Source organism: Pseudotabrizicola sp. (assembly GCF_030684215.1).
Classification (GTDB): Bacteria; Pseudomonadota; Alphaproteobacteria; order Rhodobacterales; family Rhodobacteraceae; genus Pseudotabrizicola.
Window position 1 is genome coordinate 1 of sequence record NZ_JAUXOV010000007.1, and the last position, 22954, is coordinate 22954.

At 60.4% G+C, this 22954-nt stretch carries 24 protein-coding genes and 1 riboswitch; of the genes, 7 read left to right on the forward strand and 17 right to left on the reverse strand.

Translation table 11 applies throughout. From position 1 onward, the window contains the following. The 3 genes from Q8K08_RS00155 to Q8K08_RS00165 form a co-directional block, all read right to left on the reverse strand. On the reverse strand, nt 1–139 hold a 139-nt coding region (locus Q8K08_RS00155), incomplete at its 3' end, for a 3-keto-5-aminohexanoate cleavage protein (protein WP_305248797.1). Nucleotides 140–214: 75 nt separating this feature from the next. Then, nucleotides 215–1066: an alpha/beta fold hydrolase gene (locus tag Q8K08_RS00160; RefSeq protein ID WP_304802246.1), complete on the reverse strand. Its 852-nt coding sequence runs from the start codon at nt 1064–1066 to the stop codon at nt 215–217. Beyond that, nucleotides 1063–1449 carry a hypothetical protein gene (locus Q8K08_RS00165; protein WP_304802247.1) on the reverse strand — a complete coding sequence of 129 codons (387 nt, stop codon included), beginning with the start codon at nt 1447–1449 and terminating at the stop codon, nt 1063–1065. Before Q8K08_RS00165 ends, Q8K08_RS00160 begins: the two co-directional genes overlap by 4 nt. 250 nt (nt 1450–1699) lie before the next feature. On the opposite strand from Q8K08_RS00165, the gene Q8K08_RS00170 reads away from it, so the two are divergent. Then, on the forward strand, nt 1700–2575 hold the full coding sequence (locus Q8K08_RS00170) for a dioxygenase (RefSeq protein ID WP_305248778.1): 876 nt from the start codon (nt 1700–1702) through the stop codon (nt 2573–2575). 109 nt (nt 2576–2684) lie between these two features. Beyond that, nucleotides 2685–3572, forward strand: a complete 888-nt coding sequence (locus tag Q8K08_RS00175) for a LysR family transcriptional regulator (protein WP_305248779.1) — start codon at nt 2685–2687, stop codon at nt 3570–3572. A 22-nt stretch (nt 3573–3594) separates the two neighbouring features. On the opposite strand, the gene Q8K08_RS00180 is transcribed toward Q8K08_RS00175, so the two are convergent. The 12 genes from Q8K08_RS00180 to Q8K08_RS00235 form a co-directional block, all read right to left on the reverse strand. After that, nucleotides 3595–4296 carry an ABC transporter ATP-binding protein gene (locus Q8K08_RS00180; RefSeq protein WP_305248780.1) on the reverse strand — a complete coding sequence of 234 codons (702 nt, stop codon included), beginning with the start codon at nt 4294–4296 and terminating at the stop codon, nt 3595–3597. After that, nucleotides 4289–5032, reverse strand: a complete 744-nt coding sequence (locus Q8K08_RS00185) for an ABC transporter ATP-binding protein (RefSeq protein WP_304799621.1) — start codon at nt 5030–5032, stop codon at nt 4289–4291. The genes Q8K08_RS00180 and Q8K08_RS00185 overlap by 8 nt, the downstream gene beginning before the upstream one ends. After that, on the reverse strand, nt 5025–6011 hold the full coding sequence (locus tag Q8K08_RS00190) for a branched-chain amino acid ABC transporter permease (protein ID WP_305248781.1): 987 nt from the start codon (nt 6009–6011) through the stop codon (nt 5025–5027). The genes Q8K08_RS00185 and Q8K08_RS00190 overlap by 8 nt, the downstream gene beginning before the upstream one ends. Before the next feature lie 4 nt (nt 6012–6015). Further along, nucleotides 6016–6885: a branched-chain amino acid ABC transporter permease gene (locus tag Q8K08_RS00195; protein WP_305248782.1), complete on the reverse strand. Its 870-nt coding sequence runs from the start codon at nt 6883–6885 to the stop codon at nt 6016–6018. Between the two features lie 53 nt (nt 6886–6938). Next, nucleotides 6939–8120: an ABC transporter substrate-binding protein gene (locus Q8K08_RS00200; RefSeq protein WP_305248783.1), complete on the reverse strand. Its 1182-nt coding sequence runs from the start codon at nt 8118–8120 to the stop codon at nt 6939–6941. 53 nt (nt 8121–8173) lie between these two features. Next, complete coding sequence (gene benD / locus Q8K08_RS00205) at nt 8174–8947, reverse strand: benzoate diol dehydrogenase BenD (RefSeq protein WP_305248784.1); 774 nt, start codon at nt 8945–8947, stop codon at nt 8174–8176. After that, nucleotides 8947–9960 carry a benzoate 1,2-dioxygenase electron transfer component BenC gene (benC, locus tag Q8K08_RS00210; RefSeq protein ID WP_305248785.1) on the reverse strand — a complete coding sequence of 338 codons (1014 nt, stop codon included), beginning with the start codon at nt 9958–9960 and terminating at the stop codon, nt 8947–8949. Before benC ends, benD begins: the two co-directional genes overlap by 1 nt. 78 nt (nt 9961–10038) lie before the next feature. Then, on the reverse strand, nt 10039–10548 hold the full coding sequence (gene benB, locus Q8K08_RS00215) for a benzoate 1,2-dioxygenase small subunit (RefSeq protein ID WP_305248786.1): 510 nt from the start codon (nt 10546–10548) through the stop codon (nt 10039–10041). Between the two features lie 5 nt (nt 10549–10553). Next, nucleotides 10554–11936, reverse strand: a complete 1383-nt coding sequence (benA, locus tag Q8K08_RS00220; RefSeq protein WP_304798764.1) for a benzoate 1,2-dioxygenase large subunit — start codon at nt 11934–11936, stop codon at nt 10554–10556. A 90-nt stretch (nt 11937–12026) separates the two neighbouring features. Then, a complete protein-coding gene (locus Q8K08_RS00225) occupies nt 12027–13346 on the reverse strand; it encodes a muconate/chloromuconate family cycloisomerase (RefSeq protein ID WP_305248787.1) in 1320 nt (439 codons plus the stop codon). After that, complete coding sequence (locus Q8K08_RS00230) at nt 13346–14629, reverse strand: D-amino acid dehydrogenase (protein WP_305248788.1); 1284 nt, start codon at nt 14627–14629, stop codon at nt 13346–13348. Before Q8K08_RS00230 ends, Q8K08_RS00225 begins: the two co-directional genes overlap by 1 nt. 99 nt (nt 14630–14728) lie before the next feature. Further along, nucleotides 14729–14814: riboswitch (glycine riboswitch) on the reverse strand. A 67-nt stretch (nt 14815–14881) separates the two neighbouring features. Next, a complete protein-coding gene (locus Q8K08_RS00235) occupies nt 14882–15352 on the reverse strand; it encodes a MarR family winged helix-turn-helix transcriptional regulator (protein ID WP_305248789.1) in 471 nt (156 codons plus the stop codon). Nucleotides 15353–15496: 144 nt separating this feature from the next. Here Q8K08_RS00235 and Q8K08_RS00240 point away from each other — a divergent pair, with 144 nt between their 5' ends. The 4 genes from Q8K08_RS00240 (at nt 15497) to Q8K08_RS00255 (ending at nt 19595) form a co-directional block, all read left to right on the forward strand. After that, a complete protein-coding gene (locus Q8K08_RS00240) occupies nt 15497–16717 on the forward strand; it encodes an amidohydrolase (protein ID WP_305248790.1) in 1221 nt (406 codons plus the stop codon). Continuing rightward, a complete protein-coding gene (locus Q8K08_RS00245; RefSeq protein WP_305248791.1) occupies nt 16714–17739 on the forward strand; it encodes a TRAP transporter substrate-binding protein in 1026 nt (341 codons plus the stop codon). Before Q8K08_RS00240 ends, Q8K08_RS00245 begins: the two co-directional genes overlap by 4 nt. 69 nt (nt 17740–17808) lie before the next feature. Next, complete coding sequence (locus tag Q8K08_RS00250; RefSeq protein WP_305248792.1) at nt 17809–18309, forward strand: TRAP transporter small permease; 501 nt, start codon at nt 17809–17811, stop codon at nt 18307–18309. Beyond that, nucleotides 18306–19595, forward strand: a complete 1290-nt coding sequence (locus Q8K08_RS00255; RefSeq protein ID WP_305248793.1) for a TRAP transporter large permease — start codon at nt 18306–18308, stop codon at nt 19593–19595. The genes Q8K08_RS00250 and Q8K08_RS00255 overlap by 4 nt, the downstream gene beginning before the upstream one ends. 246 nt (nt 19596–19841) lie before the next feature. Here the strand turns inward: Q8K08_RS00255 and Q8K08_RS00260 are convergent, their stop codons facing one another. Further along, nucleotides 19842–20516: a hypothetical protein gene (locus Q8K08_RS00260; protein ID WP_304796732.1), complete on the reverse strand. Its 675-nt coding sequence runs from the start codon at nt 20514–20516 to the stop codon at nt 19842–19844. 107 nt (nt 20517–20623) lie between these two features. After that, nucleotides 20624–21343, reverse strand: a complete 720-nt coding sequence (locus tag Q8K08_RS00265) for a DUF1194 domain-containing protein (RefSeq protein WP_305248794.1) — start codon at nt 21341–21343, stop codon at nt 20624–20626. A 248-nt stretch (nt 21344–21591) separates the two neighbouring features. Between Q8K08_RS00265 and Q8K08_RS00270 the strand changes: the two genes are divergently transcribed. Further along, entirely contained in the window at nt 21592–22818 is a 1227-nt protein-coding gene (locus Q8K08_RS00270) for a ShlB/FhaC/HecB family hemolysin secretion/activation protein (RefSeq protein ID WP_305248795.1), read from the forward strand. Nucleotides 22819–22954: the final 136 nt, after the last annotated feature.

Below are 22954 nucleotides of genomic sequence, written 5' to 3' on the forward strand. Positions count from 1 at the left end.
GGGCGATGGTGGCCCCGACCTCAAACGCGGCATGGGTCGACTCGATCTGTTCGGTCACGGTGACCGGTACGGCGGGATTATCAGCCTTGCGTGGCAAGGATCCCGTGATGGCGACGCAGATGATGCAGGGATTTGTCATGGCTTCCTCGGCGGAGCGGGGGGCAACAGGGCAGACAGTCTGGGACATGCGGCCCCTTTGCAGGTTTGACAACGGTCACACATGGGAGGCCTCTTTCATACGAGCGAGGGCATCGGCAAAGAACGGGCGAAACCCTGCGGGGTGTTCCGACATCGGGAAATGGCCCAAGTCATCCATCACCGTGCAGGTGGCACCGGGAATGGCGGCGGCGGTGCGGCGGGCATCTTCGGGGGTGCAGGTCAGATCATAGGCCCCCACCAGAAGATGCACCGGGGTTTTGGCGGTGTCGATCTGGCCCAGCCGGGCAATCAGGCTGTCATCTTTTGTGTAGAAAGACAGATCACCGCGAAATACGCCGGGGCCGGATTGCATGAACATCCACAAGGTGTTCCAGCGTTCCGCCTTTGGCGCATGGGGGCTGATATTGGCCGAAACCAGCGCTGCCCCCATCTCGCCGCCATGGGCATCGGGGCGGTGGAACCAGTCGATATCATACCATGCAGCTTGGAAATCCGATGCCTCGATGGCAATGAAGCCGGAAAAGGTCTGCGGGTGCCGCGCCGCCAGTTGCAGCGCGATGCGCCCGCCCATCGAACAACCCGCAAGGATGGGGCGATCCAGACCAAGGGCGCGGACAACCGCCAGCACGGTTTCCATATAGGCGTCGGTGGTCAGCAGGTATTCCTCTGCCTCAAACCCTTCGGGTGGCAGGGATTTTCCGTGCCATGGCATGTCGAAGGCAAAGAACTGATACGCCGCCGTGAGGCCCGCATCGTTCAGGATATGCCGCCATTGCCGTGTATCGGCGCCTGCCGTGTGCAGACACAGAACCGGCACCCCCTGCCCTGCGGTTTCCACATAGATACGCTGGCGGCGGCCTTGGACCATGACGGTCAGATAGCGGCCGATGATGGGCTCAAAGCTCATGCCAATTCCTCCGCACCGGTTGTGTCTCGGGCCAGCGCCATGAATTCCTTGAAAAACCGCAGGTTCTTGACCAGCGCCAGAATGTCGCCATCAATCCGCCCGCGCCCGATTTTGACCAGACCGAACAGGTCGTGAAAGCCGGGCTTTGGGATCGGCTGCCAGAACTGCGCCAGCGCATCGGCATCGGTGCGAAAGGCGAAGCGCCATGGCGTCTTGCGGCTGGGGCCTTCGGCAATGCCTTCCAGCCGACCATCGCGGAAGGTCAGGTAGAACTCGGCCCCGTCCACCTCCAGCAGCACGGTTTCCGAAAAAAGCCGCCCAAGGCGAAGCAGATGGGGGGTATCATGCAGACGGGTCTGCATCCTGGCCAATGTGGCGCGCATGTCGGTTTCCTCCTTGCCCTTTGGATCGGGCCTCTGGCATTGAAAAAGACCGCGTGCGCGCATTCTCGCAATGACGTGCAGGGTATGCTGCGATACCCTGCCTTTGCGGTGGGGCGTTGGGGGTGTCAGAGGTATCGGACTATACCCGCGCGGTCATTGGCGGATGCGGCAGTTGGTGGGAATAGTCGGTTCATCAGCGGGAAGGAGAGCCCGTTCCGATACACCCAAGCTTACCCGGAGGAGGGACACCATGAGCAAAGTCACCATCGACAACGTCACCGATGTGGTCATCGCATCACTTGGCCAGAACGGCGATATCACCGCCCGTCAACGCGAGATCATGACGGCGCTGCTGCGCCACCTGCACGGCTTTTGCAAAGACGTGACCCTGACCCATGGCGAATTCATCGATGCCTGCATGTTTCTCGCCCGCGCCGGGTCGATCTGCGATGACAGGCGGCAGGAGTTCATTTTGCTGGGCGACATTCTTGGGGTCGAGGTTTTGTGCGACATGCTGACCAATCCGGTTACCGGGGCGGAATCGGAATCCACCGTGCTGGGCCCGTTTTACCGCGAAAATCCACCGGTGCTGCCGCATGGCGCATCGACCGCGCAAAAGCATTTCGACAATGAAGAAACCGTGTTCATGGAAGGCTATGTGCAGGACATATCCGGCAAGCCGCTGGCCGGTGTGACGCTGGACATCTGGGAAGATGCGCCGAACGGGCTTTATGAAAACCACGACCACGACCAGCCCGATTTCAACCTGCGCGGCCGGTTTGAGACTGATGAGAACGGCTATTTCGCCCTGCGCGCCCTGCGCCCGGTGCCCTACCCGATCCCGTCTGATGAAACCGCGGGTGAGCTGTTGCGCTTTATGGGTCACCACCCGAACCGCCCCGGCCACTTGCACTTTATCGTGTCGAAACACGGCTACCGCACACTGGTCAGCCAGATCTATGACCGCACCTCGAAGTGGCTGGACAATGACTCGGTCTTTGCGGTGAAAGACAGCCTTGTGGGCGACTTCCTGCCCGGCAAGCCCGAGCATGGCACCGACCTTTACCTGCGCTTTGACTTCAAGCTGAAGACCGAAGCCGCTTCTCAGTCGATCGCGGCAGAGTAAGCCCCCGACCTGACAGATAAAACCGCGCTCCAACCCCGGGGCGCGGTTTTCGCTTTGGGAATTGCAAAGCCATGTCTAACCATTGACCAAAGGGAGGGGAGGCCCGCAGATGAACCTCAAGCAGCTGGAATATTTCATTGCCTTGGCCGAGGAGTTGCACTTTGGCCGCGCCGCCGAACGGCTTGGTATGGCGCAGCCGCCGCTGAGCCGACAGATCAAGCAGATCGAGGAAGACCTTGGCGCACTGCTGTTCAACCGGGGTCGGAATGCCATCACCATGACACAGGCGGGCGAGCGGCTTTATGCGCGCGGCACCGCAATGCTGGCAGAGTTCAATGACATCAAACTGGAAGTCCGGCGCATCGGCCAAGGGGCCGAAGGGCGGCTGCGGATCGGGTTTGTGGGGTCGGCAACCTATGGCATCATGCCGACTGTGCTGAAAAGTTTCCGTGCGACATACCCGGAAGTGAACCTGTCGCTGATCCCGATGAACAACGCGCAACTGCACCGCAGCCTGATCCGGCGCGAGATCGAAATTGCCATCGCCCGGCCCGCCCTGAATGACGCCGAGATCACCACCCGCAAGCTGGGCGATGAACCCTTGGTTCTGGCCGCCCCTGATACGCTGGATCTGCCCAAAGGGGCGGTAGATCTGCGCCAACTCGCGGCTGAGACGTTTGTGCTTTACCCCGAATTTCCACGCCCGTCTTTCGCGGATTTCGTGCTGAACGCCTGCGAAAGCTTTGGGATCGAGGTGAAAAGGCGCGTCTTCACCATGGATTTCCAAACCGCCATTGCGCTGGTTTCAGTGGGCGAAGGGGTGGCCATCGTGCCGCAATCAGTGGGGTCGGTGCAGCGCACCGGTGTGCGGTTTCACGAGATTTCAAACCTGCTGGCCAAGACCGGGGTTTCGGTCAATCACCGGCTGGACGAACAGGGCGTGCATGTCAAAAACTTCGTCGACATCGCCCAAAAAGTGTCGCGCAAGGTGCTGTAGGGCTCTTGGAGAGCGGGCCGCCCTACACGCCCAGCCAGCGGTGCTGCACCTCTTTGTTGGCCCTGATCGCGGCGGGGCTGCCCTGCCACACCACCTGCCCCCTCGACACCACGACCACGTCATCGGCGAGACTGGTTGCAAAGCCAAAGTTCTGCTCAACCAGCACCATCGACAGACCCTGATGCTTCAGATCAGCCAGCTTGTCATGGATCAGCTTGACGATGATCGGAGCCAAGCCTTCGGTCGGCTCATCCAAAATAAGCAAGCGCGGGTTCATCAGCAACCCGCGGGCGATGGCCAGCATCTGCGCCTCACCGCCCGACAACTGATCGCCGCCGTTGTTGAGCCGCTCGCCCAGACGGGGAAACAGCTCGATCACGCGGGCGACTGTCCAACCGCCATCCGGGCAGGCAAACCGTCGTGCGGCCAGATCAAGGTTTTCGCGCACGGAAAGTGAGCGGAATATGTCGCGGGTTTCCGGCACATAGGCGATACCCAGCTTGGCGATGTCAAACGGCGTCATGCCGCTGATCGTTTTGCCGTCGAAACTGACGCTGCCGCCCTTGGCGGGCAAGAGCCCCATGATGGTTTTCAGTGTTGTCGATTTGCCCGCGCCATTGCGGCCAAGGATCGCAAGCACGCGCCCCGGTTCGGCGCGCAGGGTCAACCCGTGCAGCACCTGCGTTTCGCCGTAACCGGATGAAAGGTCTGCAAGATCAAGCATCTTCCCACGCCCCCAGATAAATGTCTTTCAAAAGCTGGCTGCTGCGCGCCGCCTCTGGGAGGCCGTCAAAAACCACCTCGCCATAGTTCAGCACGGTGATCGTGTCGGCCACGTCAAAGGCCAGATCCATGTCATGCTCAATGATCAGAACCGTCAGATCGCGCGGTAAGGCCTTGAGCAAGCGGTGAAACCCCTTGGACATTTCCGGGCCGACACCGCTGGTCGGTTCGTCCATCAAAATGACCTTGGGCCGGGTCGCCAGCGCGATCCCCACCTCCAGCTGGCGGCGGATACCGTAGCTGACGGCATTGACGCTGGCGTCAAGATAGGGGGCAAGATCGACCTGCGCCGCCACCTCGCGCACCGTTTCCACCACCTCGGGACTTTGCAGCGGGTCGGACCACAGGCCCTGCCCGCGTCCCAGCGCCACAGCGGCCGAAAGCCCAAGGTTTTCGCGAATGGTCAGCCCGTCAAACAGCGTGTTTTTCTGATAGCTGCGCGACAGGCCAAGGCGGGCACGGTCGGCCACACGCATCGCAGTGATATCCTGCCCATCCAGATAGATGCTGCCACTGTTGGGCGTGATCTCGCCCACCAACTGATTGAACAGCGTGGTTTTTCCTGCCCCGTTAGGCCCAAGGATCACGCGGCGTTCGCCCTTTTCCAGCTTCAGGTTGACACCTTTGGTGACGTGAATAGCCCCGAAAGACTTGGTCAATGCGCGGGTTTCAAGCATCGGCGTCAGCCTCCTTGAGGGTGGGTTTGCGGGTGCGGGTGCGGGCGGCGATGCGCGCCTCGATGAAGCCAAAGACACCGTTGGCTCGGCTCATCACCACGGCGATCAGGATCAAACCGACAATTGCGTGCCAATAGGGTGTGATCGACGAGATTTCATGCTTGAGCACCACGAACAGGATCGCGCCAAGGATCGGCCCGACCAGCGTGCCAAGCCCGCCAAGGATTACCACCACCAGCGCTTCACCCGACACGGTCCAGGACATCAGACCGGGCGAGATGTATTGCGTGTGCTGGGCGGCCAGACACCCCGCCAGCCCGGCAATCGCACCCGAGATGGCAAAGGCGGTGGCCTTGGCCCTCCACACGGTCAGGCCCAAAGCGCGCAGGCGTTTCTCATTGTGATGCAGGCCCACAAGGCTGCGGCCAAGGCCAGAGCGCAAGGTGAGTGCTGCCACCAAATAGGCCAGCGCAACAAGCGCAATCGCATAAAACGCAAAGGTGCGGCTGTCGGTCAGGTCAATGCCAAGGGCGCTAAGGTCAAGCCGCGGCGCGCCCGACAGCCCGTCATCCCCGCCAAACAGCGACGACTGAAATACAAAGCTGTAGCCCATCTGCCCAAAGGCCAGCGTGGCCATGATGAAGTAAATACCGATACTGCGCGCACAGACCGCACCGATGGCAAAGGCAATCGCGGCAGACAGCGCAATGGCCAGCACCATAGCGGGCAGCGCGGTCATCCCGGCCTCATTTGCGGCGACGGTAAAGGCATAGGCCCCCACCCCCATCAGCGCGCCGTGGCACAAGGACACCATGCCACCGAACCCGGCGACAAGATCCAAGGCAATCACCAGAATGGCAAGGATCGCAATCTCGGCCAGAATTTCCAGCCCGAAGAACCCGGCGATGATGGCATAGATCAGTGATCCGGCGGCCATCAGGCCAAGGGTGGTCAGGCGCAGGGGTGTATGTCGGAACATCGCGTTACCCTTTCGCGGGCAAAAGGCCCTCGGGCCGGATCACAAGGACCGCCGCGAGAAGCGCGTAGATGAGGACAGAGTTCAGCGTGGGCAACAGCACCGCGCCAAAGGTCTGCACGAAACCAAAGATCAGGGATCCGACAACAGCACCTTTCAGGCTGCCAAGCCCGCCGATCACAATGACGATCAGCGTGGGGATCAGGATTTGCAGGCCCATATCGGGGGTCACCGACAGCACAGGTGCAGCAACCGCCCCGGCCAGCCCCGCCAGCGCACAGCCCAGAACGAAGACCGACATGAACATCCGTTCCACGTTGATACCAAGGCAGGCCGCCATCTGGTCATTATCCACCCCGGCCCGGATCATCGCGCCGATCTGGGTGCGTGACAAAACCAGCGTCAGAGCGGCCAGAACTGTCAGACCAAGGCCGATGATGAACAGCCGGTAAATCGGATATTGCACACCAAGCAGCGCCAGTTGTCCCTCGAACGTCTTTGGCACTGCACTGCCCATGGGTAGGTCGCCCCAGATCAGCCGGGTGGCATCAACCGCCACAAAGATCAGTCCGAAGGTGACCAGCACCTGCGCCATCGGTCCTGCCCGGCGCATCGACCGGATCAGGGTGAAGTAGAGCACCGCCCCAAGCGCCGCCACCGCCAGCGGGGCCAGGACAAAGCCGCCCCAATAGCCGAAAGCGCCCGACAACGATGCTGCGACATAGGCCCCGAACGCGTAAAGCGAACCGTGGGCAAGGTTTACGAAATGCATCAGCCCGAAGATCACGGTCAGGCCAACGGAGAGAAGAAACAGCAGCATCGAGAGCTGAAGCGCGTTCAGCATCTGTAACACCCAGAATCCAAGGTCAGTGGACATGGCAGGAACCTTTCGGGGGAAATGGGGGGCCGACCGGCGGCCCCCGCGTTGCATCAGTTGATGGCAGCAGGCATTGTGCAGCCGTTGGCGGGATCGGCCTCGGCAGGCAGGGTTGCCAGCACCTTTTGCGTCAGCCCATCGGCCCCGGCCACGGTTTCATAAACGTGGATCGGCTGGATCACGTTGTTGGTGGCTGGATCAATCTTCAGCTCGCCACGCGGCCCGGTGAACGACACCTTGGGCAAGGCTGCCGCCAGCGTCTGGCGGTCGGTCGCGCCGGATTTCACCGCCTCGATCAAAGCGCGCGCGCTGTCATAGCCCTGCACCGCGTATTCCGATGGAATCCGCCCGGTCTTGGCCTTGAATGCCGCAACCAAGGCGGCGTTCTCGGGGTTGTCCAGCGTCGGCACATAATGCAGCGCGGTGATCACCCCCTCGGCAGCCGGGCCTTGGGCGTTGACGTAAAGTGATGAGGTCAGGAACCCCGAGCCATACAGCGGCATCGCGGCCTTCATGCCGAAGCTGTCATATTGCTTGACGAAGGAAATCGCCTCGCCGCCCGCAAAGAACACGAACACCGCATCGGCTCCGCTGGCGCGGGCATTGGCAAGGAACGGGCCATAATCCTGGGTTTTCTGAAACGCGGGCCAATCCTGGCCGATCACCTCGCCACCCGCTGCGGTAAAGGCCGTGGTGAAGGCGTCGATCATCTGGCGGCCAGCGGCATAATCGGGAGCAATGGTGAACACGCGTTTGACGCCCTGATCGACCATCCACTGCCCCATCGGGCGGTTGACCTGTTGGTTTGAGAACGAAATTCGGGTGATATAGGGGCTGCAATCCTTGCCCGTCGCCTCGTCATTGCCTGCATTGGCGACGATCAGCGGCACTTTCGCGCCATCTACAGTGTCCCGGATGGCACCAAGCACGCCCGACGATACCACGCCCATCAGCACGTCAACCTCATCCTGCAAGACCAGCTTTTTGGTCTTGGCAAGGCCAACCGGGGGCTTCACCTCTGTGTCTTCGCGCACAAGCTGAAAGGTGGCGCCGCTGTCCGCGCCAAAGGTTTCCAGCCCAAGGGTGAACCCGTCGTCGATGTCCTGCGCAAGAGCGGCAAAGACGCCGGAATAGGGCAGCAGTACACCCACTTTGATATCTTCAGCAAAGGCTGCTGATGACATGGCGGTGCTGATGGCAAGCCCGGCAAGGGCTGTCTTTAAGGTCGTTTTCATGGTCTCTCTCCCGTTGTGGCGCCTTTGCTCCCCGGCGCCTGATGTTTTGGGCGTCAGCCCAGATCGCCCCCACCCACCGGGATCGTGACCCCGGTCAGATATGAGGCGTCGTCAGATGCCAGAAACAGGATGACCCCTGCCTGTTCATCCAAAGTGCCGTAGCGCTGCATCAGGCTGGAGCGGATCGTCTGATCGACGATCTGTTGATACCAGCCCTTTTCCTGCGCCGATTGTTCATTCGGGTTGCGCGGCACCGCACGCGGCGGGGCCTCGGTTCCGCCCGGCGCGGTCGCCACCACGCGGATGCCGCGGTCTGCCACTTCCCAGGCGAGGCTTGCGGTGATCGCGTTCACACCGCCCTTAGCCGCGGCATAGGGCACGCGGTTCAGGCTGCGGGTGGCGATGGAACTGACGTTGACGATCACGCCTTTGCCAGCGGCCAGCATGTTGGGCAGGACAGCGTGGCAGGAATAGAGCGTCGGAAACAAGGACCGGCGCACTTCGGCATCGATCTGGTCCGCCGCGTAATGCTCAAACGGCTTGGCCCAGATCGTGCCGCCGATATTGTTCACCAGCACATCGATCCGGCCAAAGGTGTCCAGCGTGCCCTGCATTGCGGCATCGGCCCCGGTATAGGTTTCCAGATCGGCAGTCAGGTATATCGCGCGGCCCCCGGCGGTGGTGATGGCATCTGCCACCTCGGCCCCGATGGGGCTGCGGTCGATCACCGCGATCAGCGCGCCCTCGGTGGCTGCCCGTTCTGCTACGCGGCGGCCAATGCCTTGCGCCGCGCCGGTGATGGCAAAAACTTTGTCCTGAAACCGCATCACGCCGCTGCCTTTGTCTCGGACGGGTTGAACTTTTCAAACAGGAATGACGCGGGCGTGATCCCAAGGGCCGACATATGTGCGCGCACCGCCTCTACCATCGGGGGCGGACCGCACAGGTAGACATCGGCGTCCCCGTCGCACAGGTCGGCGGTGGTCAGATGGTTAGTGGCATAGCCCTGCTTGGCATGGCCACTGTCCGGGTCGGCGACGATGGTCGTGATTGTCAACGACGGGATCAGGCCGGCAAGGCTGTGCAAGCGGTCCATCTCCACCAGATCGGCCAGTTTGGTCACGGCATAGACTAGCTGGATCGGCTGATAAGTGCCGGTGTTGGCGATGGTTTCCAGCATCGCCAGAAACGGCGCAAGCCCGGTGCCACCTGCCAGAAACACCTGCGGGCGGGTGATGGGGCGCAGGTAAAACGCGCCCATCGGCCCGGTCAGATCCATCGCATCCCCAGCCTGCGCGCGGGCCAGATAGCCCGACATCACGCCGCCCGGAATGTTGCGGATCAGGAAAGACCCCTCATCGGCCTGCGGATGGCTGGAGAACGAATAGGCGCGGGTCATATCTGTGCCCGGCACCTGAACATTCACATATTGTCCCGGCAAGAACCCCATCGGCGCCGCCATCTTTACCCGTAACCGATACGAGGTATCCGACAGCGCATCGACCCCCAGAACGGTGGCCGCCACCTTCTGCGCGCCGGTCTTGCAAGCCAGCGACGACGCCGGAATTGCCACCACGCAATCAGATTTTGGCATCATCTGGCAGGTCAGCACCATGCCCGCTGCGGCCTCTTCCTCGGTCATCGCGTCTTCGAGGTAGAAGCCCAGCTCATACGCGCCCCGCTCGGCGCGGCACTTGCAGGTGCCACAGACGCCATCGCGGCAATCCATCGGCACGTTGATCTTTTGCCGGAACGCGGCATCCGACACCCGCTCGTCGGCGTCGCAGTCGATGATGCGGGTGACACCGTCTTCGAAATTAAGGGCGATCTTGTAGGTCATGGCTCCTCCTCTCCCCGGCGCGTCCCCTCCTCAGGATCAGCGCCGGGGTGCCGTCTGGGGGACGGCATCTGGGTTGCGTCAAATGTGGTAAACGTCGATCACATGGTGGATGCGGTCATTCTTCAAGATCACCTTTTTTGAAGTGATCAGCGGCGCGCCAGAGGCAATATCGACGGTATATAACGACGACCCCCAATAGGTGTCGGTGGTGCCGTAGCGGTAGTTGTGGGTCATCCAGTTGAACCGCACATGGGTTTTCGATCCATCACGCGACAGAATCTCCACGTTTGAAATGTTGTGCCCGGTGCGCGGTTCCGGCAGCGAGGTGGCTGACGAACGGTCGGTCTTGATGCGGAATACCCGGTCCTCGATCCCGCCCCGGTTGGGGTAGTAGATCAGCGACATCTCATTCGCCGGGTCTTCGGTCAGGGTGTCGTAATCATCCCATGCGGGCATCCAGAACGGGCAATCGGGGTGGTAAAACCCGATCCATTCATCAAAGCGGCGTTCATCCAAGGCGCGAGCCTCGGCATAGAGAAAGGCGCACAGGGCGTCATACGACAGGTTGGTTTCGGTCACGGCGTTCATCTGGCTTACTCCGCTGCGATCTTGGTTGCGATGGTGACGCGCTCTGCCTCAACGGCGGCGGTCATCCGATCAACCCATTGGCTGTGCTGGATAACGAACAGGCCCTCATCCTCGGTGCGGGCACCTGACAGGATGGGTTTCATGCCGATCCGTTCGGCTTCATCATCCGCGCCGGTAATCCACTGGGTGGCCCCGCGGGTCAGGTCGTTCCACTGGGCGGTTGGGGCTGCGGCGTAACCCATTTGGGTGGCTCGGAACTCTTCAAGATCATCCGGCGTCGCCATGCCGCTTGCGTTGAAGAAGTCCTCATACTGGCGGATGCGGCGGGTGCGGGCCTCTTGCGCCTCGCCCTTGGGGGCGATGCAGTAGATGGTCACTTCGGTCTGATCCACGCTGATCGGTCGGATCACCCGCAACTGACTGCTGAACTGATCCATCAGGAATAGGTTCGGATACAGGCACAGGTTGCGCAGATAGCCGATCATCCAGTCAGCCTTGGCCTCGCCATATTTGGCAACCAGCTCATCGCGGCGGGGCGCAAGCGGGCGGTTCGACGGGTCGGCCCATTTGGTCCAAAGCACAAGATGGCCGTTGTCGAACGAATAGAACCCGCCCTTTTGCTTGTTCCACTTGGAAGCATCGACAGATTTCACCTCGTCCTTGCCCTCATCGGCGCGGTGGCTGGTGGTGGCGACATAGTTCCAATGCACCGCCGAGACGTGGTAGCCATCGGCGCCGTTTTCGGCCTGAAGTTTCCAGTTGCCAGCATAGGTATAGGTGGACGATCCGCGCAGCACCTCCAGCCCCTCTTCGGACTGGTCGGCCACCATGTCGATCATTACTTTGGCTTCGCCAAGGTAATCGGCAAGCGCTGGCACATCGGCATTGAGCGAGCCAAAGAGGAACCCTCGATAGGATTCAAACCGCGCCACGCGCTTCAGATCATGGCTGCCATTCTTGTTGAATTGTTCGGGGTAACCCGCGCCTTCGGGGTCTTTCACCTTAAGCAGTTTGCCGGTGTTGTTGAAGGTCCAGCCGTGGAACGGGCAGGTGAAGGTGGCCTTGTTCTGCCGCTTGTGGCGGCACAGCATCGCGCCCCGGTGCGAACAGGCGTTGATCAGGGCGTGCAGCGTGCCGGTTTTGTCACGCGTGATCATGATCGGCTGGCGGCCGATATGGGTGGTGAAGGTGTCGTTGTTGTTCGGAATCTGGGATTCGTGGGCAAGGTAGATCCAGTTGCCTTCCCAGATGTGCTTCATCTCCAGATCAAACAGCTCTGCATCGGTGAACATGTCGCGGCGGGCGCGGAAAATGCCCTCCTCCGGCTTGTCCTGCACAATGCCGTCAAGGCGGCGGCTGATCTCGTCAAGTCCTGCGTTGGTAAACATCTGTGTCTCCTCCCTCTGCTGCCCGATGGGCAAATCTCTCCCGTTCGCTGAACGTCTGGTTCAGCGCCTGATCCTCCGATGGCGGAGGTGTTACTGGCCTGCGATGGCCGAAACCGTCATTGGGCGGTCGCGGCGGTAGAAGTTAACCTTGTCATCGTCGAGGCTGACCCCGAAGCCCGGCCCGGTGGGCACGGTTACCGAGAAATCCTTGTATTCCAGCGGAGTGGCCAGAATTTCGTCCTTCAAAAGCAGCGGCCCGAACATTTCGGTGCCAAACTGCCAGTCCGGCACGGTGGCGAACAACTGGATCGCGGCGGCGGTGCCAAGGCCCGACTCCAGCATGGTGCCGCCGTACAGGTCGATGCCAGCGGCGCGGGCAATCGCAATAACATCGGATGTGGGTTTCAGCCCCCCCGACTGACACACCTTCACCGCAAACACATCGGCCGACCGGTTGGCAGCCACCCGCATCGCGTCGGCGGGGCCTTGCAGCACCTCATCGGCCATGATGGCAATCTCATATCCATCGGTCAGCGATTTCAGCGCCGCCAGCTTGTCACGCGCCACCGGCTGTTCAATCAGAATGCAGCCGATTTCCTGCAAACCGCGTGCGCCATAGCGGGCTTCGGTCAGGCTCCACGCTTGGTTCACATCCACGCGGATGGTGCCACGGTCGCCCACCGCCTGCGCGATTGCGGCAACATGGGCGATGTCTTGTTTAACGCTGCACTTGCCGATCTTCAGCTTGAAATCGCGGTGACGGCGGGTGTCGAGCATCTGCACGGCCTCATCGGCATCGGTCTGGCTATTGCCAGAGGCCAGCGTCCAGGCCACCGACAGACGGTCATGGATGCGACCGCCGAACAGTTGCGCCACCGACAGGCCGGTGCGGCGGCCAAGACCATCCCACAGCGCGCATTCCACAGCAGCGCGGGCAATAGGGTTGCCCTTTACGGCCTTTTCCATATGCGCGCTGGCTGTGGCAATGCCATCGGCGTCCATGCCCAAAAGGGCGGGCGCGATATAGGCGTCAATCGCCAGCTTCACGCTTTCCACGCTTTCGGGGCCATAAGACAGCCCGCCGATCGACGCGCCCTCACCCCAACCCATCGACCCATCCGAAAACCGGATGCGCACCAAGACAACCGACTGCGTCAGCATGGTGGTCATCGACAGCACATGCCCGCGCACGGTTGGCACGTCGATGATGATGGTGTCGATACGGTCAATATTGGTCATGGCACTCGCCTTTTCTTCGGGTCTTTCGATGACCTGAAGATGGCATTTTCCAGTGGCCTTGGTCCAATACCGGAAGGGTCTGGTGCGATACCCCTGCCCTGCTATGGCGACACTGGACAGCGGCGCAAGATGGACAGGCGCACCCACCCTGACATCACTGACGGTGAGCATCAAACCGCCCCTTTCACAGGGGTCAAGGGCAGGCCGGGCTGTACCATGCGGGGTGCGGTGTTCACCACGCGCGATCCGGCGATGGTTTCGGCCACCATTTCCGCCGTCGCAGCGGACAGGGTCCAGCCAAGATGGCCATGCCCGGTGTTGTAGAAAACCCGCGCGCGTTTGCCCTGCCCGACCCTTGGCATCATGTTTGGCATCATCGGGCGCAGACCGGCCCATGGAACCGCATGTTCGGTGCTGACGCCGGGAAAGAACCTTTCACACCATTTGATCAGCGGGCGGATGCGGTCATCGCGGATATCAAGGTTATAGCCGTTGAACTCTGCCGTGCCCGCGATGCGGAACCGGTCCTTGCCCAAGCGGCTGGTGACGATCTTGGCCTCGTCATCCAAGAGGCTGATCCAAGGGGCGGCTTGCTGGCTTTGGTCATCATCCAGCCGCACAGTGATCGAATACCCCTTGACCGGATAGACATTCACCCGGTCGCCCAGATCGGCCGCGATCTGACGGCTTTCAACACCCGCGCAGACAACGATGCCATCAAACACATCGGTTTGGCTTTCGGTGTTGCGGCTCCATGTGATGCGCACCTCTTGGTCGTTCACGCGGATCGCTTCCACATCGGTGCCAAAGCGCAAAACCGCGCCCGCGCCCTCAATCGCCTTGGCAAGGCCCGTGGTATAGCGATGGATGTCGCCGGTGAAATCGCTTTCGGTGTAATAGCCACCATAGAACGCGCCGGTCAGCGCCGGTTCGATCTGGCGTACCTCTTCTGGCGCGACTGCGCGGCGTTCCAATCCGCCCTCTGCCAATAGGGTGTTGACCCGGCTGGCGTGGTCGAATTCCTTTTTGTTGGTATAGATGTGCAGGATGCCCCGGCTTTCGCAATCAAAGTCGAAACCATGGCGCGCGGCGGTGTCTTTCAGCAGGCCACGCGCCGCAATCGCCAGCCGGGTCGTTTCCACCGTATTGGCGCGATACTGCGGGATTGAGGCCACAAATTCGGCCATCCAGCTGTATTTGTGCCAGCTGGGCTTTGGGTTCACCAAAAGCGGCGCTCCCCGTGCCAGCATCCATTTCATGCCCTTGAAGACGGTTGCCCAACGGTTCCACGTCTCGGCGTTCGAGGCTGAGAGCTGCCCGCCATTGGCAAAAGACGTCTGCATCGCGGCATAGCGGTTGCGATCGAAAAGGCTGACGTCATAGCCCCGGTCTATCAGGCTGGAAGCAGTGGTGACGCCGGTAATTCCAGCACCGATGACAGCAATTCTGGTCATAGCGTCCTCCACTACGACAGGTGTTGCCCCGTCCGAAAACGGGCCCAATCCCCTCTGTCGCGGGTCGCGGAACGGGTTCCGGGCCCTGCTTCAGATGCCGTGCTGGTCGCAGTCCTTTTGCCTGAGAGGTTCCGGGGGGTTGCTCCTTCGGCGCCGGCATGGCCGGCCTCTCCTGCGTCAGCTTAGGAGGCCCACTTTATATGCAGGATATATATTCTTACGTCAATATCATTTGTCTTAGCAATTAGTTTGCTAAACGGCCGCCAGTGCATCGCGGTAGTCTGCCGATGTTACCCAGCTTCCCAGCCGCTCCAGAATCTCGTTCAATGCCCGCAGTTCTTGGGCTGACAGCGGATCGGTCAGGATCACCTCCAGCCGGTCTGAAAGATCGCGCGCGACCTTGCGGACCTGGCTGCCCTTTTCCGTCACACGCAGTAAAAACACCCGCGCGTCTACAGTAGAGTTTTCGCGCGCGATTAGACCAGCCCCAAGCAGGCTTTGGATGATTCTAGAGGTTAAACTACGCTCAAAACCAGTAGATTTGGCGATTTCGGCAAAGGAGGTGCCCGGAGTGTCATCGATCAATCGAAGCACCCGCAGTTCTCGGATCCGGCACCCCGTCTGGCGCAGAAAGATATCGTCATTCGCCGTGATCGCCTCTTGCGCCACGATGTTCAGCCGATAGGTCAACCGCTCATTCTTGAAGGCTTTTCCGGTCTGCATTTTGCCCGCTCTTTCCCTTGATGACGCCCGGAAAGGTATCAAGCCATACCCCGAACCCGGTCAAATTATTCTTATACGACAACAATAATATGCTAGGACAGCAAAGTGCAACTGTCTCATCATGAGAATAAATGAGCATAGAAAATGTTTGCAGACTGGTATGATACGCAGTGCAAAACGTCGGTGGCCTGGGTGCAGGACCTGCACAGGCACCCTGAGACAGGATTTCATGAACTGCGCACAGCGGGCTTTGTGGCCCGTCTGCTTTCCGAGATGGGCTATGACGTTGCCACGGGCATTGGTGGCACAGGCGTTGTGGGGTCGCTTCGGGGAACCAACACCACAGATCAGGGCCGCTGCATTGCCTTTCGGGCCGAGCTTGATGCGCTGCCGATGGACGAAAAATCCGGCCTCGCCTATGCCTCGCCCCAGATCGGCGCGTTTCATGGCTGCGGGCATGATGGCCACACCGTGACCGCCCTGACCGCCGCCGCCTATCTGGCCGCGCATCGCGACTTTGGCGGTACCGTGCGCTTTATCTTTCAGCCCGCCGAAGAATTGCTTACGGGCGCACGAGCCATGATCGCCGACGGGTTGTTCGACCGGTTTCCCTGCGATGAAATCTATGCGCTGCACAACCTGCCCGGCCTTCCCGCAGGGCATGTCGGCGTGCCTGCGACGGCGGCTCTGGCCTCTGCCGATGATATTGATGTGACGATCCACGGTAACGGCGCGCATGGATCGATGCCACATACCGGCGAAGACACGGTCGGGGCGGCGGCGCATTTCATCTCGGCCGTGCAGCAAGCGGCATCGCGAGTGGTGGATGCCCGAGCGGCATCCGTGATCTCGTTTGGGCATATCGCCGCCGGAACTGCCCGCAATATCCTGCCCGAGACGGTTCGGATCGAGGGCACCCTGCGGACCAATGCACTGAATGTGCGCAACCGGCTTGTAGCTCTCTTGGATAACGCCGCGCGCGCGACGGAACTGCTGTTTGGTGTGCGCATCATCCTTGATATCGCAAAGGTGGCACCTGTCACCCTGAACCATCCTGCGGCTGTGGCAGCGACCATCGACGCCGCCAGCCGGGTGGTCGGCGGGGGCCATGTGATCCGGAACGCCGAAAGCCTGATGGCGTCGGAAGATTTCGCGGAACTGTCCGCCCTTGTGCCGGGCGCGTACTTTTTCGTCGGCCAGAACGGGCGCGCGCTACACCACCCCGAATACGTCTTTGACACCGACATCATACCGATCGGCGCCGCGATCTTTGCAGATCTGGCGATGACCCGCACCAGCGCCGCGCCGATTGCGCACGCGATTGCCCAAGACCTCACACCATTATCCAAGGGAGAAACCAGATGACCACCGGTCTTTTCAGATCCGCCACCGCCGCAGCGCTGCTAGTCGCCAGCACCAGCTTTGCCAGCAGCCAGAGCCTGACGATGTCGTCATGGGTGCCGCCGACCCACTTCATCCACACAGAATTCCTTGTGCCGTTCACCGAAAAGGTGGCCGAAGTGACCGAAGGCCGCGTGACCGTCACCATCCTGCCCGCACCGCTTGGCAGCCCGCCCCAGCACTGGGAACTTGCGCGCAACGGTGTGGCAGACATCACCTGGGGCAATTTTACATATGAGCCAGAGCGCTTTGTCGCGATGTGGTTCGCGGAATTCCCAAATGCAGGCACCAATGCCGAGGCGCAAAGCCGCGCGCTGTGGCAGACCTATGACACCTATTTGCGTGACAATGCGACCTTTGACGGCGTGAAGATGCTGTCAGTGGGCATGTTTGGCGGCGGTCAGTTGCACCACGGCAAGACCAGCATTTCCAGCCCGGCCGACGTGACCGGCCAGAAGTTCCGAATGGGTGGCCCGATTCAGGAAAAGCTGCTGTCGTCGCTTGGCGCGGTTCCGGTCGCGGCCCCTGCCACCAAAGCCTATGAAATGCTGGAAAGCGGCGTGATCGACGGATCGCTTCACACGATGGAATCGGTGGTCAACTTCCGGCTGGAAGACAGCCTGAAGCATCACACCATTTTCCCGAACGGGTTCTATGACGCGACCTTCTTCGTCGTCATGAACGGGGCCAAATGGGACAGCCTGAGTGATGCAGACAAGGCGGCGATTGACGCAATCGCAGGCGAAGACCTGTCGGCCGCATGGGGCAAGAATTTCGATGCGCAAAACCCGGCGGCATCGGAAAAGCTAGGCGCTGCTGGGCATGAGATTACCGCCGCATCCCCCGAACTGGTCGCCGCTGTCAATACGGTTTACGACCAGTTGGTCGCAAACTGGATCGTCGCGGCCAAAGCCGTCGGCGTCGAAGACCCTGCTGCGATGCTTGCCTTTTATCAGCAAACCTACAGCGCGCTTGCCGGCAAGTAACGACCGCCTTTTGCACATCGACCGAGGGGCGGCGGATCTGCCCCTCATTTCTCAGAGAGGAGAAACCAGATGTTGGCCTTTGCATGGAAATTGCGCCGGGCATTCGAGGCGCTGATGGCGCTTTTCTTGCTGGCGATGGTGGCGCTGACCTTTGCCGATGTGGTGGGCCGACGTCTTGGCGGCAAGCCGATTTTCGGTGCCAATGACATCACCGAACACCTGATGGCGCTGGTGGTGTTTGTGGGCCTGCCGCTGGTCACCGTTGCGGGCGCGCATCTGACGATCGACATTCTGGACAAGCTGGTCAAGCGGCCCGGCATGGCGTTCTGGCGCACGGTGATTTCTGTGATCGTCGTGGGCGTGCTTGCCCTGATCGCGTGGCTTTTCTTCAAGCATGGGCTTAACGCCTCGCGCATCTCAGAGGTAAGTCAGGCACTTCGGGTGCCGCGCGCGCCGCTTTATTTTTTCATGGCCTTCAGCTGCGCCCTGTCGGCTCTGGCCGCCCTCGGTATCGCCCTCAAAGGTCCGATGGCCGACCCCAAAGACACCCACACGGAGGACGCGCTATGATTGTCGGCTCTCTCTCCATGGCTGCGGCCATTCTGCTGGCCTTCTTCCGGGTTCCGCTGGCCCTTGCCCTACTGGCCGTGTCGGCTGCCGGGATCGGATTTGCCATAAACTGGAACGTGGCGTTTCAGTTGCTTCCGCTGACGATTTCCGAGGCGGTGCTGTCTTACGACCTTGCCGTGGTGCCGATGTTCATCCTGATGGGCAATGTGATCTCGAAAACCGGGATCGCACATGACCTGTTCCGCGCGGCTTATGCGTTTGTCGGCAATGTCCGGGGCGGGCTTGCGCTTTCAACCATGACGGCCTGTGCCGGATTTTCGGCCGTTTGCGGGTCAAGTTATGCCACTGCCGCCACGATGGCCAAAGTGGCCTATCCCAGCATGAAGAAATACAATTACTCGGACGAACTGGCCGCTGGCACGATTGCTGCGGGTGGCACGCTGGGTATTCTGATCCCGCCATCCATCATCATGGTGGTGTATGGCATTCTGACCCAGACCAACATTGGCGACATGTTCATCGCGGGCGTTGTGCCGGGGGTGATGGGTCTGGCGATGTATATGCTGGTGATCCGGCTGGTGGCAGCCCTGAACCCTGACCATGCGCCAAAAGGCGAAAAGACGCCCTGGCCTGAAAAGATGAAGGCACTCTCAGGCGTCTGGCCGTTTCTGTTGCTGTTCGGCCTGATCATCGGCGGGCTTTACGGCAAGCTTTTCACCCCGACCGAGGCGGCGGGCATGGGCGCAGGGCTGGCCATTGTGATTGCGACGCTGCACGGGCGGATGTCCTGGGCGATGTTGCGCGCGGTTGTGGTCGATACCGCCTATACCTCGGTGTCGCTTTATACGGTGCTGTTTGGCGCGCTGATGCTGTCAAAACTGCTAACGCTGTCAGGCCTTGCCGCTGGTGTTCTGGCTTTGGTGCAATCTACGGGTCTTGAGGGCATTGCCCTGATCCTTGTGATCATGCTGGTGTTTCTGGTGTTTGGCTGCGTGATGGATTCGATGGCGATCATCCTGATCTTCGTGCCACTTTTCGCCCCCATCGTCGTGGCCCAAGGTTTCGATCTGGTCTGGTTCGGCATTCTGGTGATCGTGGCCACAGAGATTGCCCTAATCACACCGCCTGTCGGGATGAATGTGTTCGTGCTGAAGGCCGTCTTGCCGGGGGTTCCGGTCGTGCGGATATTCAAGGGCTTGGTGCCGTTTGTTGCGGTTGATGTCGTGCGCCTCGGCATATTGATCGCGTTTCCCGCTGTCGCGCTCTGGCTGGGCAGCACTGGTTAGGGTTTCAGGCCCAGCATCCGGAGGATCGGGTTCAGGATCAATCGGCCCGACCCTGACCTCCAGATTTTGCAGGCGCATTTGTAGGAGATAGAGCCGTTGCGTGCCTTCAGCCTGCCTGCTGCGCCGGTCTGCGAGAGGCTGACGCGCAGAGTCTTGGTGACAGGGTTATCGGAGAGTGGCAATCCTGCTATACCGACATACGGCTTGCGCTTTTTGCGGCCATCAAGATCACAAACATGCACAAGATCAGGTTTTGCTTCCGTACAACAAAAGGTCTGCTTTGATCCAAAGCAGGTAGCACAAGATCAATGTAACGGGCGTTGTCATGGACAGTTTCACACCCTCGCCGGACGCCAGTGTTGCCAGGCTCAGGAGGGCAGCCAACAATGCCGGCACCCTGCTGGCCAAGACGAGGCTGCGCCAAAGATCTGGCCATGCAGTCGGCCAGAGTCTGGCGCTTGGTGTTCCTGCCCATGCACTGCCGAACTTGCCGATGGCGTGAAGCAACCCCGCCGTTGCGGCAAGCATGGGCTGTCCGGTGATCAGAAGGCCGATCCCAAGAAACAGGGCCCCGACCCCAGACAGCACATCCCCACGGCGATTGAGGGCTGCGTCCGGGGGAAACCCGTTTGACCACGCCCGATGATAGATTTCCCCGCTCCAGAAAAACACAAGCATTGCCACAGAAAGCGCGACCGCACTCGGGCTGCCGACGAACTGAATGAGCGTCGCATGGGCTGACAGTGACAGGCTCATCTGGGCATGTGCTGAAGCCTGAATGATCTGCACCGCGGTTCCGGCCACTAGGCCAAGAAGATTACCCAGATTGTAGTATCCGCCCGGCCCTTTCAGCCGCGCGGAAATGGCCTTTGACAGCGGCCGTTGCATCACAATGGCACTGATGCCTTCATTCTCTTGCACTGGTCTGACTTTCCATCTGAACTGACCATTTTCCGGTAGGTTTGTCCTGAAGGGCGGCGGCGCGGAGCGCTGACAGCCGTATCCGAGGGGTTGATCGTGCCAAGCCTTCAGCCCGGGACTTGCCCCTTGGGCTGATCGTTCATGACCCCTGACAAAAGTTCGCGTGCAAGCTTTTGGGTAATCGCCTTGTGGAATGTCTCGAAACCGTCGACCTCCATGACGAAAGACCCGATTCCGCCTGCGACATTTCTGGTGTAGTAGTCCCCAAGCAGCGCATCATTGGTGGTGATAGCCAGTGCGTTGATGACGACGCCCATATCCAACGCCCGCTTGCGCGCAGGGGCAAGCGCTTCATATGCAGGTCGCCGTGCAAAGATGCTGGCCCGTCCATCGCCCGAAATGTCGATGATCGCGCGGTCTGCACAGCGACCTGGTTGCGCGAACAGATCAAGGGCGGCGTTGATCCCCACCCCTATGTCTGTGCTGCCAGAAACCTTTCTGGGTTCATCGACAAGCAATTGTGCAAAGTGCCGTGCATCAGCCGCCTGTTTGATCCTGTGCCACCCGATAACCTGCGGCTTGTAGGCGCTGTCAGCCCAGAAAACGGCCGCCAAATCCACGGTTCCCGCAGCCTGTAGCGAAGCAAGCACCTTGGGGTGGTTCAACGCGACATAATATCCAGCCGTCTGCACATAGAAATCGGCATCAGAAATGCTGCCAGAGGCGTCAATGGCCAGCACCAGCGCCACATCGGCACATCGGGCCTGCGCCGAAGCTCCGGTCAGGCCAAATGCCATAACAAGCGCAGTAAGATATGTGCGTTTCATCCCGTCACCCCCCGGTCACATCCATCAGCCGCCGAAACTGCTTCTCGCGCATTGGGGAGCCATGACGGCAGATCGCCTTTTGACGGACGCACAGCCATCGGTGCCACTGGGCATTTGATGCAATTTTGGAACATGACGTAGGGTTAACTTTCCTTTGTTGCGGAATTGTTTGAAATGTCCTGAATGTTCACTTTTGCTTCGTGCCAATGCGCTGGGTCCTTCCGACACACGCGAAGAGGGGCGCTAAAGTGACGTCGCAAAACCGTTACAAGTCTACCCGCTTGCAGCCGCTGTTGTTGCTGGCGGTCGTCCTGTTATGCAGCGCGCTCATGCTCTCGCGCGCGCAAGCGCAGTCGTTTTTCGGAGATCTGGGCAACGGCGTGACGGTTGGCGTCGATCAAGGATCGGCGGCGCTGCTACCAACGGTCAGCAAGACCACCCGTTTTCTGACCTTTGACACCTATGGCTCGGTCCCGATCGGGCGTGAAATCGCCTCTTTCAGCGTCGCGCAGCCCGGATTTCTGGTCTTGGGCGACCAGTTTGATCTTGTGACTGTCGTGGCGGGCTTTCTGGGCGGTGGGCCGACCGAAGTGCTTGCCTTCGGTCTTGGGTATCAGATGCCGCTCAATGCAAATGGGCTGGCGTGGTTCGTCAATGCCGACCATGCCAGGGTGGTGCTGGGGGGGGCTGAAAACCGCGCGCTTGACATAAGGGGGGATCGATCAAACCTGTCCTTTGGCGTTCGAAAGACATGGAGCCCTTCGACTGACGTGACGACGCGGGCCTCACTTGAGGTTCGGAGCAGGCGCTCAACCGGTCAGGTGCTTGGTTTTCCTGTTCTGGAGGAAGACCTGCGCATCCTGCAGCTTAGCTTGCGGCATGAACGCGGCGTGCCTTTTGGCTTTCGCACGCGGTTCGGCGCGAGCATCGCAAAGGGCCTGAGCGGCTTTGGCGCGTCCGGGCGGTTCAATCCTGCCGCTTCGCTGCCGGGTGCGTCAGCGCAGTTTCTGCGCCTGTCGCTGGCGGCGGAAATGTCATTGCCTGTTTCAGCCAAAATGGTCGTCAATGCAGGGCTTGCTGGCCAGTGGGCCGACCGGTCCCTGCCTCTTTCTGAACGGTGCGGATATGGTACCAACGCCTTCAGCCGCGGATTCGATCAGACAGTTGCCAATGGCGACCGCTGCATCGCGTCTCGGGTTGAGCTGGCACGCTATCTGACGTTGCCAACACAGGACAAGCCAGCGGGCGTGCTTACGCAAGGTTTTGCCGGGCTGGATGCTGGGCGCGTCTGGAACCTTGGCAATGCCACGCTTGCGCCATCCACACGGGATTGGTCCAGCCTGTCAGTCGGTGTGCGCGCCCTGCGCGGGGGCAGCATTGCAGAAATCGCTGTGACACGCATTCTGAATGACTTCAACAAAGCCATTCCTCAAGACAAGTCCCGGCTGTGGTTGCGGGTCGGCACGCGATTTTGACACTGAACACACTGGACAAACAACGTCGCTAAGGTAACCTTTGCATGCGGTTGCAAAAATAGTTTTTTAAATTTTAGTGCATTTTTTTCTCTCCGCATTTCGTCAGCTTTTCGGGCATTTCATTGAAGGTGCGACG

Excerpts from the sequence above, each read along its gene's own strand:
- benA (WP_304798764.1), bottom strand. The coding sequence starts at position 11,936 with ATGTTTACCAACGCAGGACTTGACGAGATCAGCCGCCGCCTTGACGGC.
- benB (WP_305248786.1), bottom strand. The coding sequence starts at position 10,548 with ATGAACGCCGTGACCGAAACCAACCTGTCGTATGACGCCCTGTGCGCC.
- Q8K08_RS00160 (WP_304802246.1), bottom strand. The coding sequence starts at position 1,066 with ATGAGCTTTGAGCCCATCATCGGCCGCTATCTGACCGTCATGGTCCAA.
- Q8K08_RS00230 (WP_305248788.1), bottom strand. The coding sequence starts at position 14,629 with ATGACCAGAATTGCTGTCATCGGTGCTGGAATTACCGGCGTCACCACT.
- Q8K08_RS00175 (WP_305248779.1), top strand. The coding sequence starts at position 2,685 with ATGAACCTCAAGCAGCTGGAATATTTCATTGCCTTGGCCGAGGAGTTG.
- Q8K08_RS00240 (WP_305248790.1), top strand. The coding sequence starts at position 15,497 with ATGTTTGCAGACTGGTATGATACGCAGTGCAAAACGTCGGTGGCCTGG.
- Q8K08_RS00250 (WP_305248792.1), top strand. The coding sequence starts at position 17,809 with ATGTTGGCCTTTGCATGGAAATTGCGCCGGGCATTCGAGGCGCTGATG.
- Q8K08_RS00185 (WP_304799621.1), bottom strand. The coding sequence starts at position 5,032 with ATGCTTGAAACCCGCGCATTGACCAAGTCTTTCGGGGCTATTCACGTC.
- Q8K08_RS00235 (WP_305248789.1), bottom strand. The coding sequence starts at position 15,352 with ATGCAGACCGGAAAAGCCTTCAAGAATGAGCGGTTGACCTATCGGCTG.
- Q8K08_RS00195 (WP_305248782.1), bottom strand. The coding sequence starts at position 6,885 with ATGTCCACTGACCTTGGATTCTGGGTGTTACAGATGCTGAACGCGCTT.
- Q8K08_RS00200 (WP_305248783.1), bottom strand. The coding sequence starts at position 8,120 with ATGAAAACGACCTTAAAGACAGCCCTTGCCGGGCTTGCCATCAGCACC.
- Q8K08_RS00225 (WP_305248787.1), bottom strand. The coding sequence starts at position 13,346 with ATGCTCACCGTCAGTGATGTCAGGGTGGGTGCGCCTGTCCATCTTGCG.
- benC (WP_305248785.1), bottom strand. The coding sequence starts at position 9,960 with ATGACCTACAAGATCGCCCTTAATTTCGAAGACGGTGTCACCCGCATC.
- Q8K08_RS00265 (WP_305248794.1), bottom strand. The coding sequence starts at position 21,343 with ATGAAACGCACATATCTTACTGCGCTTGTTATGGCATTTGGCCTGACC.
- Q8K08_RS00190 (WP_305248781.1), bottom strand. The coding sequence starts at position 6,011 with ATGTTCCGACATACACCCCTGCGCCTGACCACCCTTGGCCTGATGGCC.
- Q8K08_RS00245 (WP_305248791.1), top strand. The coding sequence starts at position 16,714 with ATGACCACCGGTCTTTTCAGATCCGCCACCGCCGCAGCGCTGCTAGTC.
- Q8K08_RS00170 (WP_305248778.1), top strand. The coding sequence starts at position 1,700 with ATGAGCAAAGTCACCATCGACAACGTCACCGATGTGGTCATCGCATCA.
- Q8K08_RS00165 (WP_304802247.1), bottom strand. The coding sequence starts at position 1,449 with ATGCGCGCCACATTGGCCAGGATGCAGACCCGTCTGCATGATACCCCC.
- Q8K08_RS00255 (WP_305248793.1), top strand. The coding sequence starts at position 18,306 with ATGATTGTCGGCTCTCTCTCCATGGCTGCGGCCATTCTGCTGGCCTTC.
- benD (WP_305248784.1), bottom strand. The coding sequence starts at position 8,947 with ATGCGGTTTCAGGACAAAGTTTTTGCCATCACCGGCGCGGCGCAAGGC.
- Q8K08_RS00180 (WP_305248780.1), bottom strand. The coding sequence starts at position 4,296 with ATGCTTGATCTTGCAGACCTTTCATCCGGTTACGGCGAAACGCAGGTG.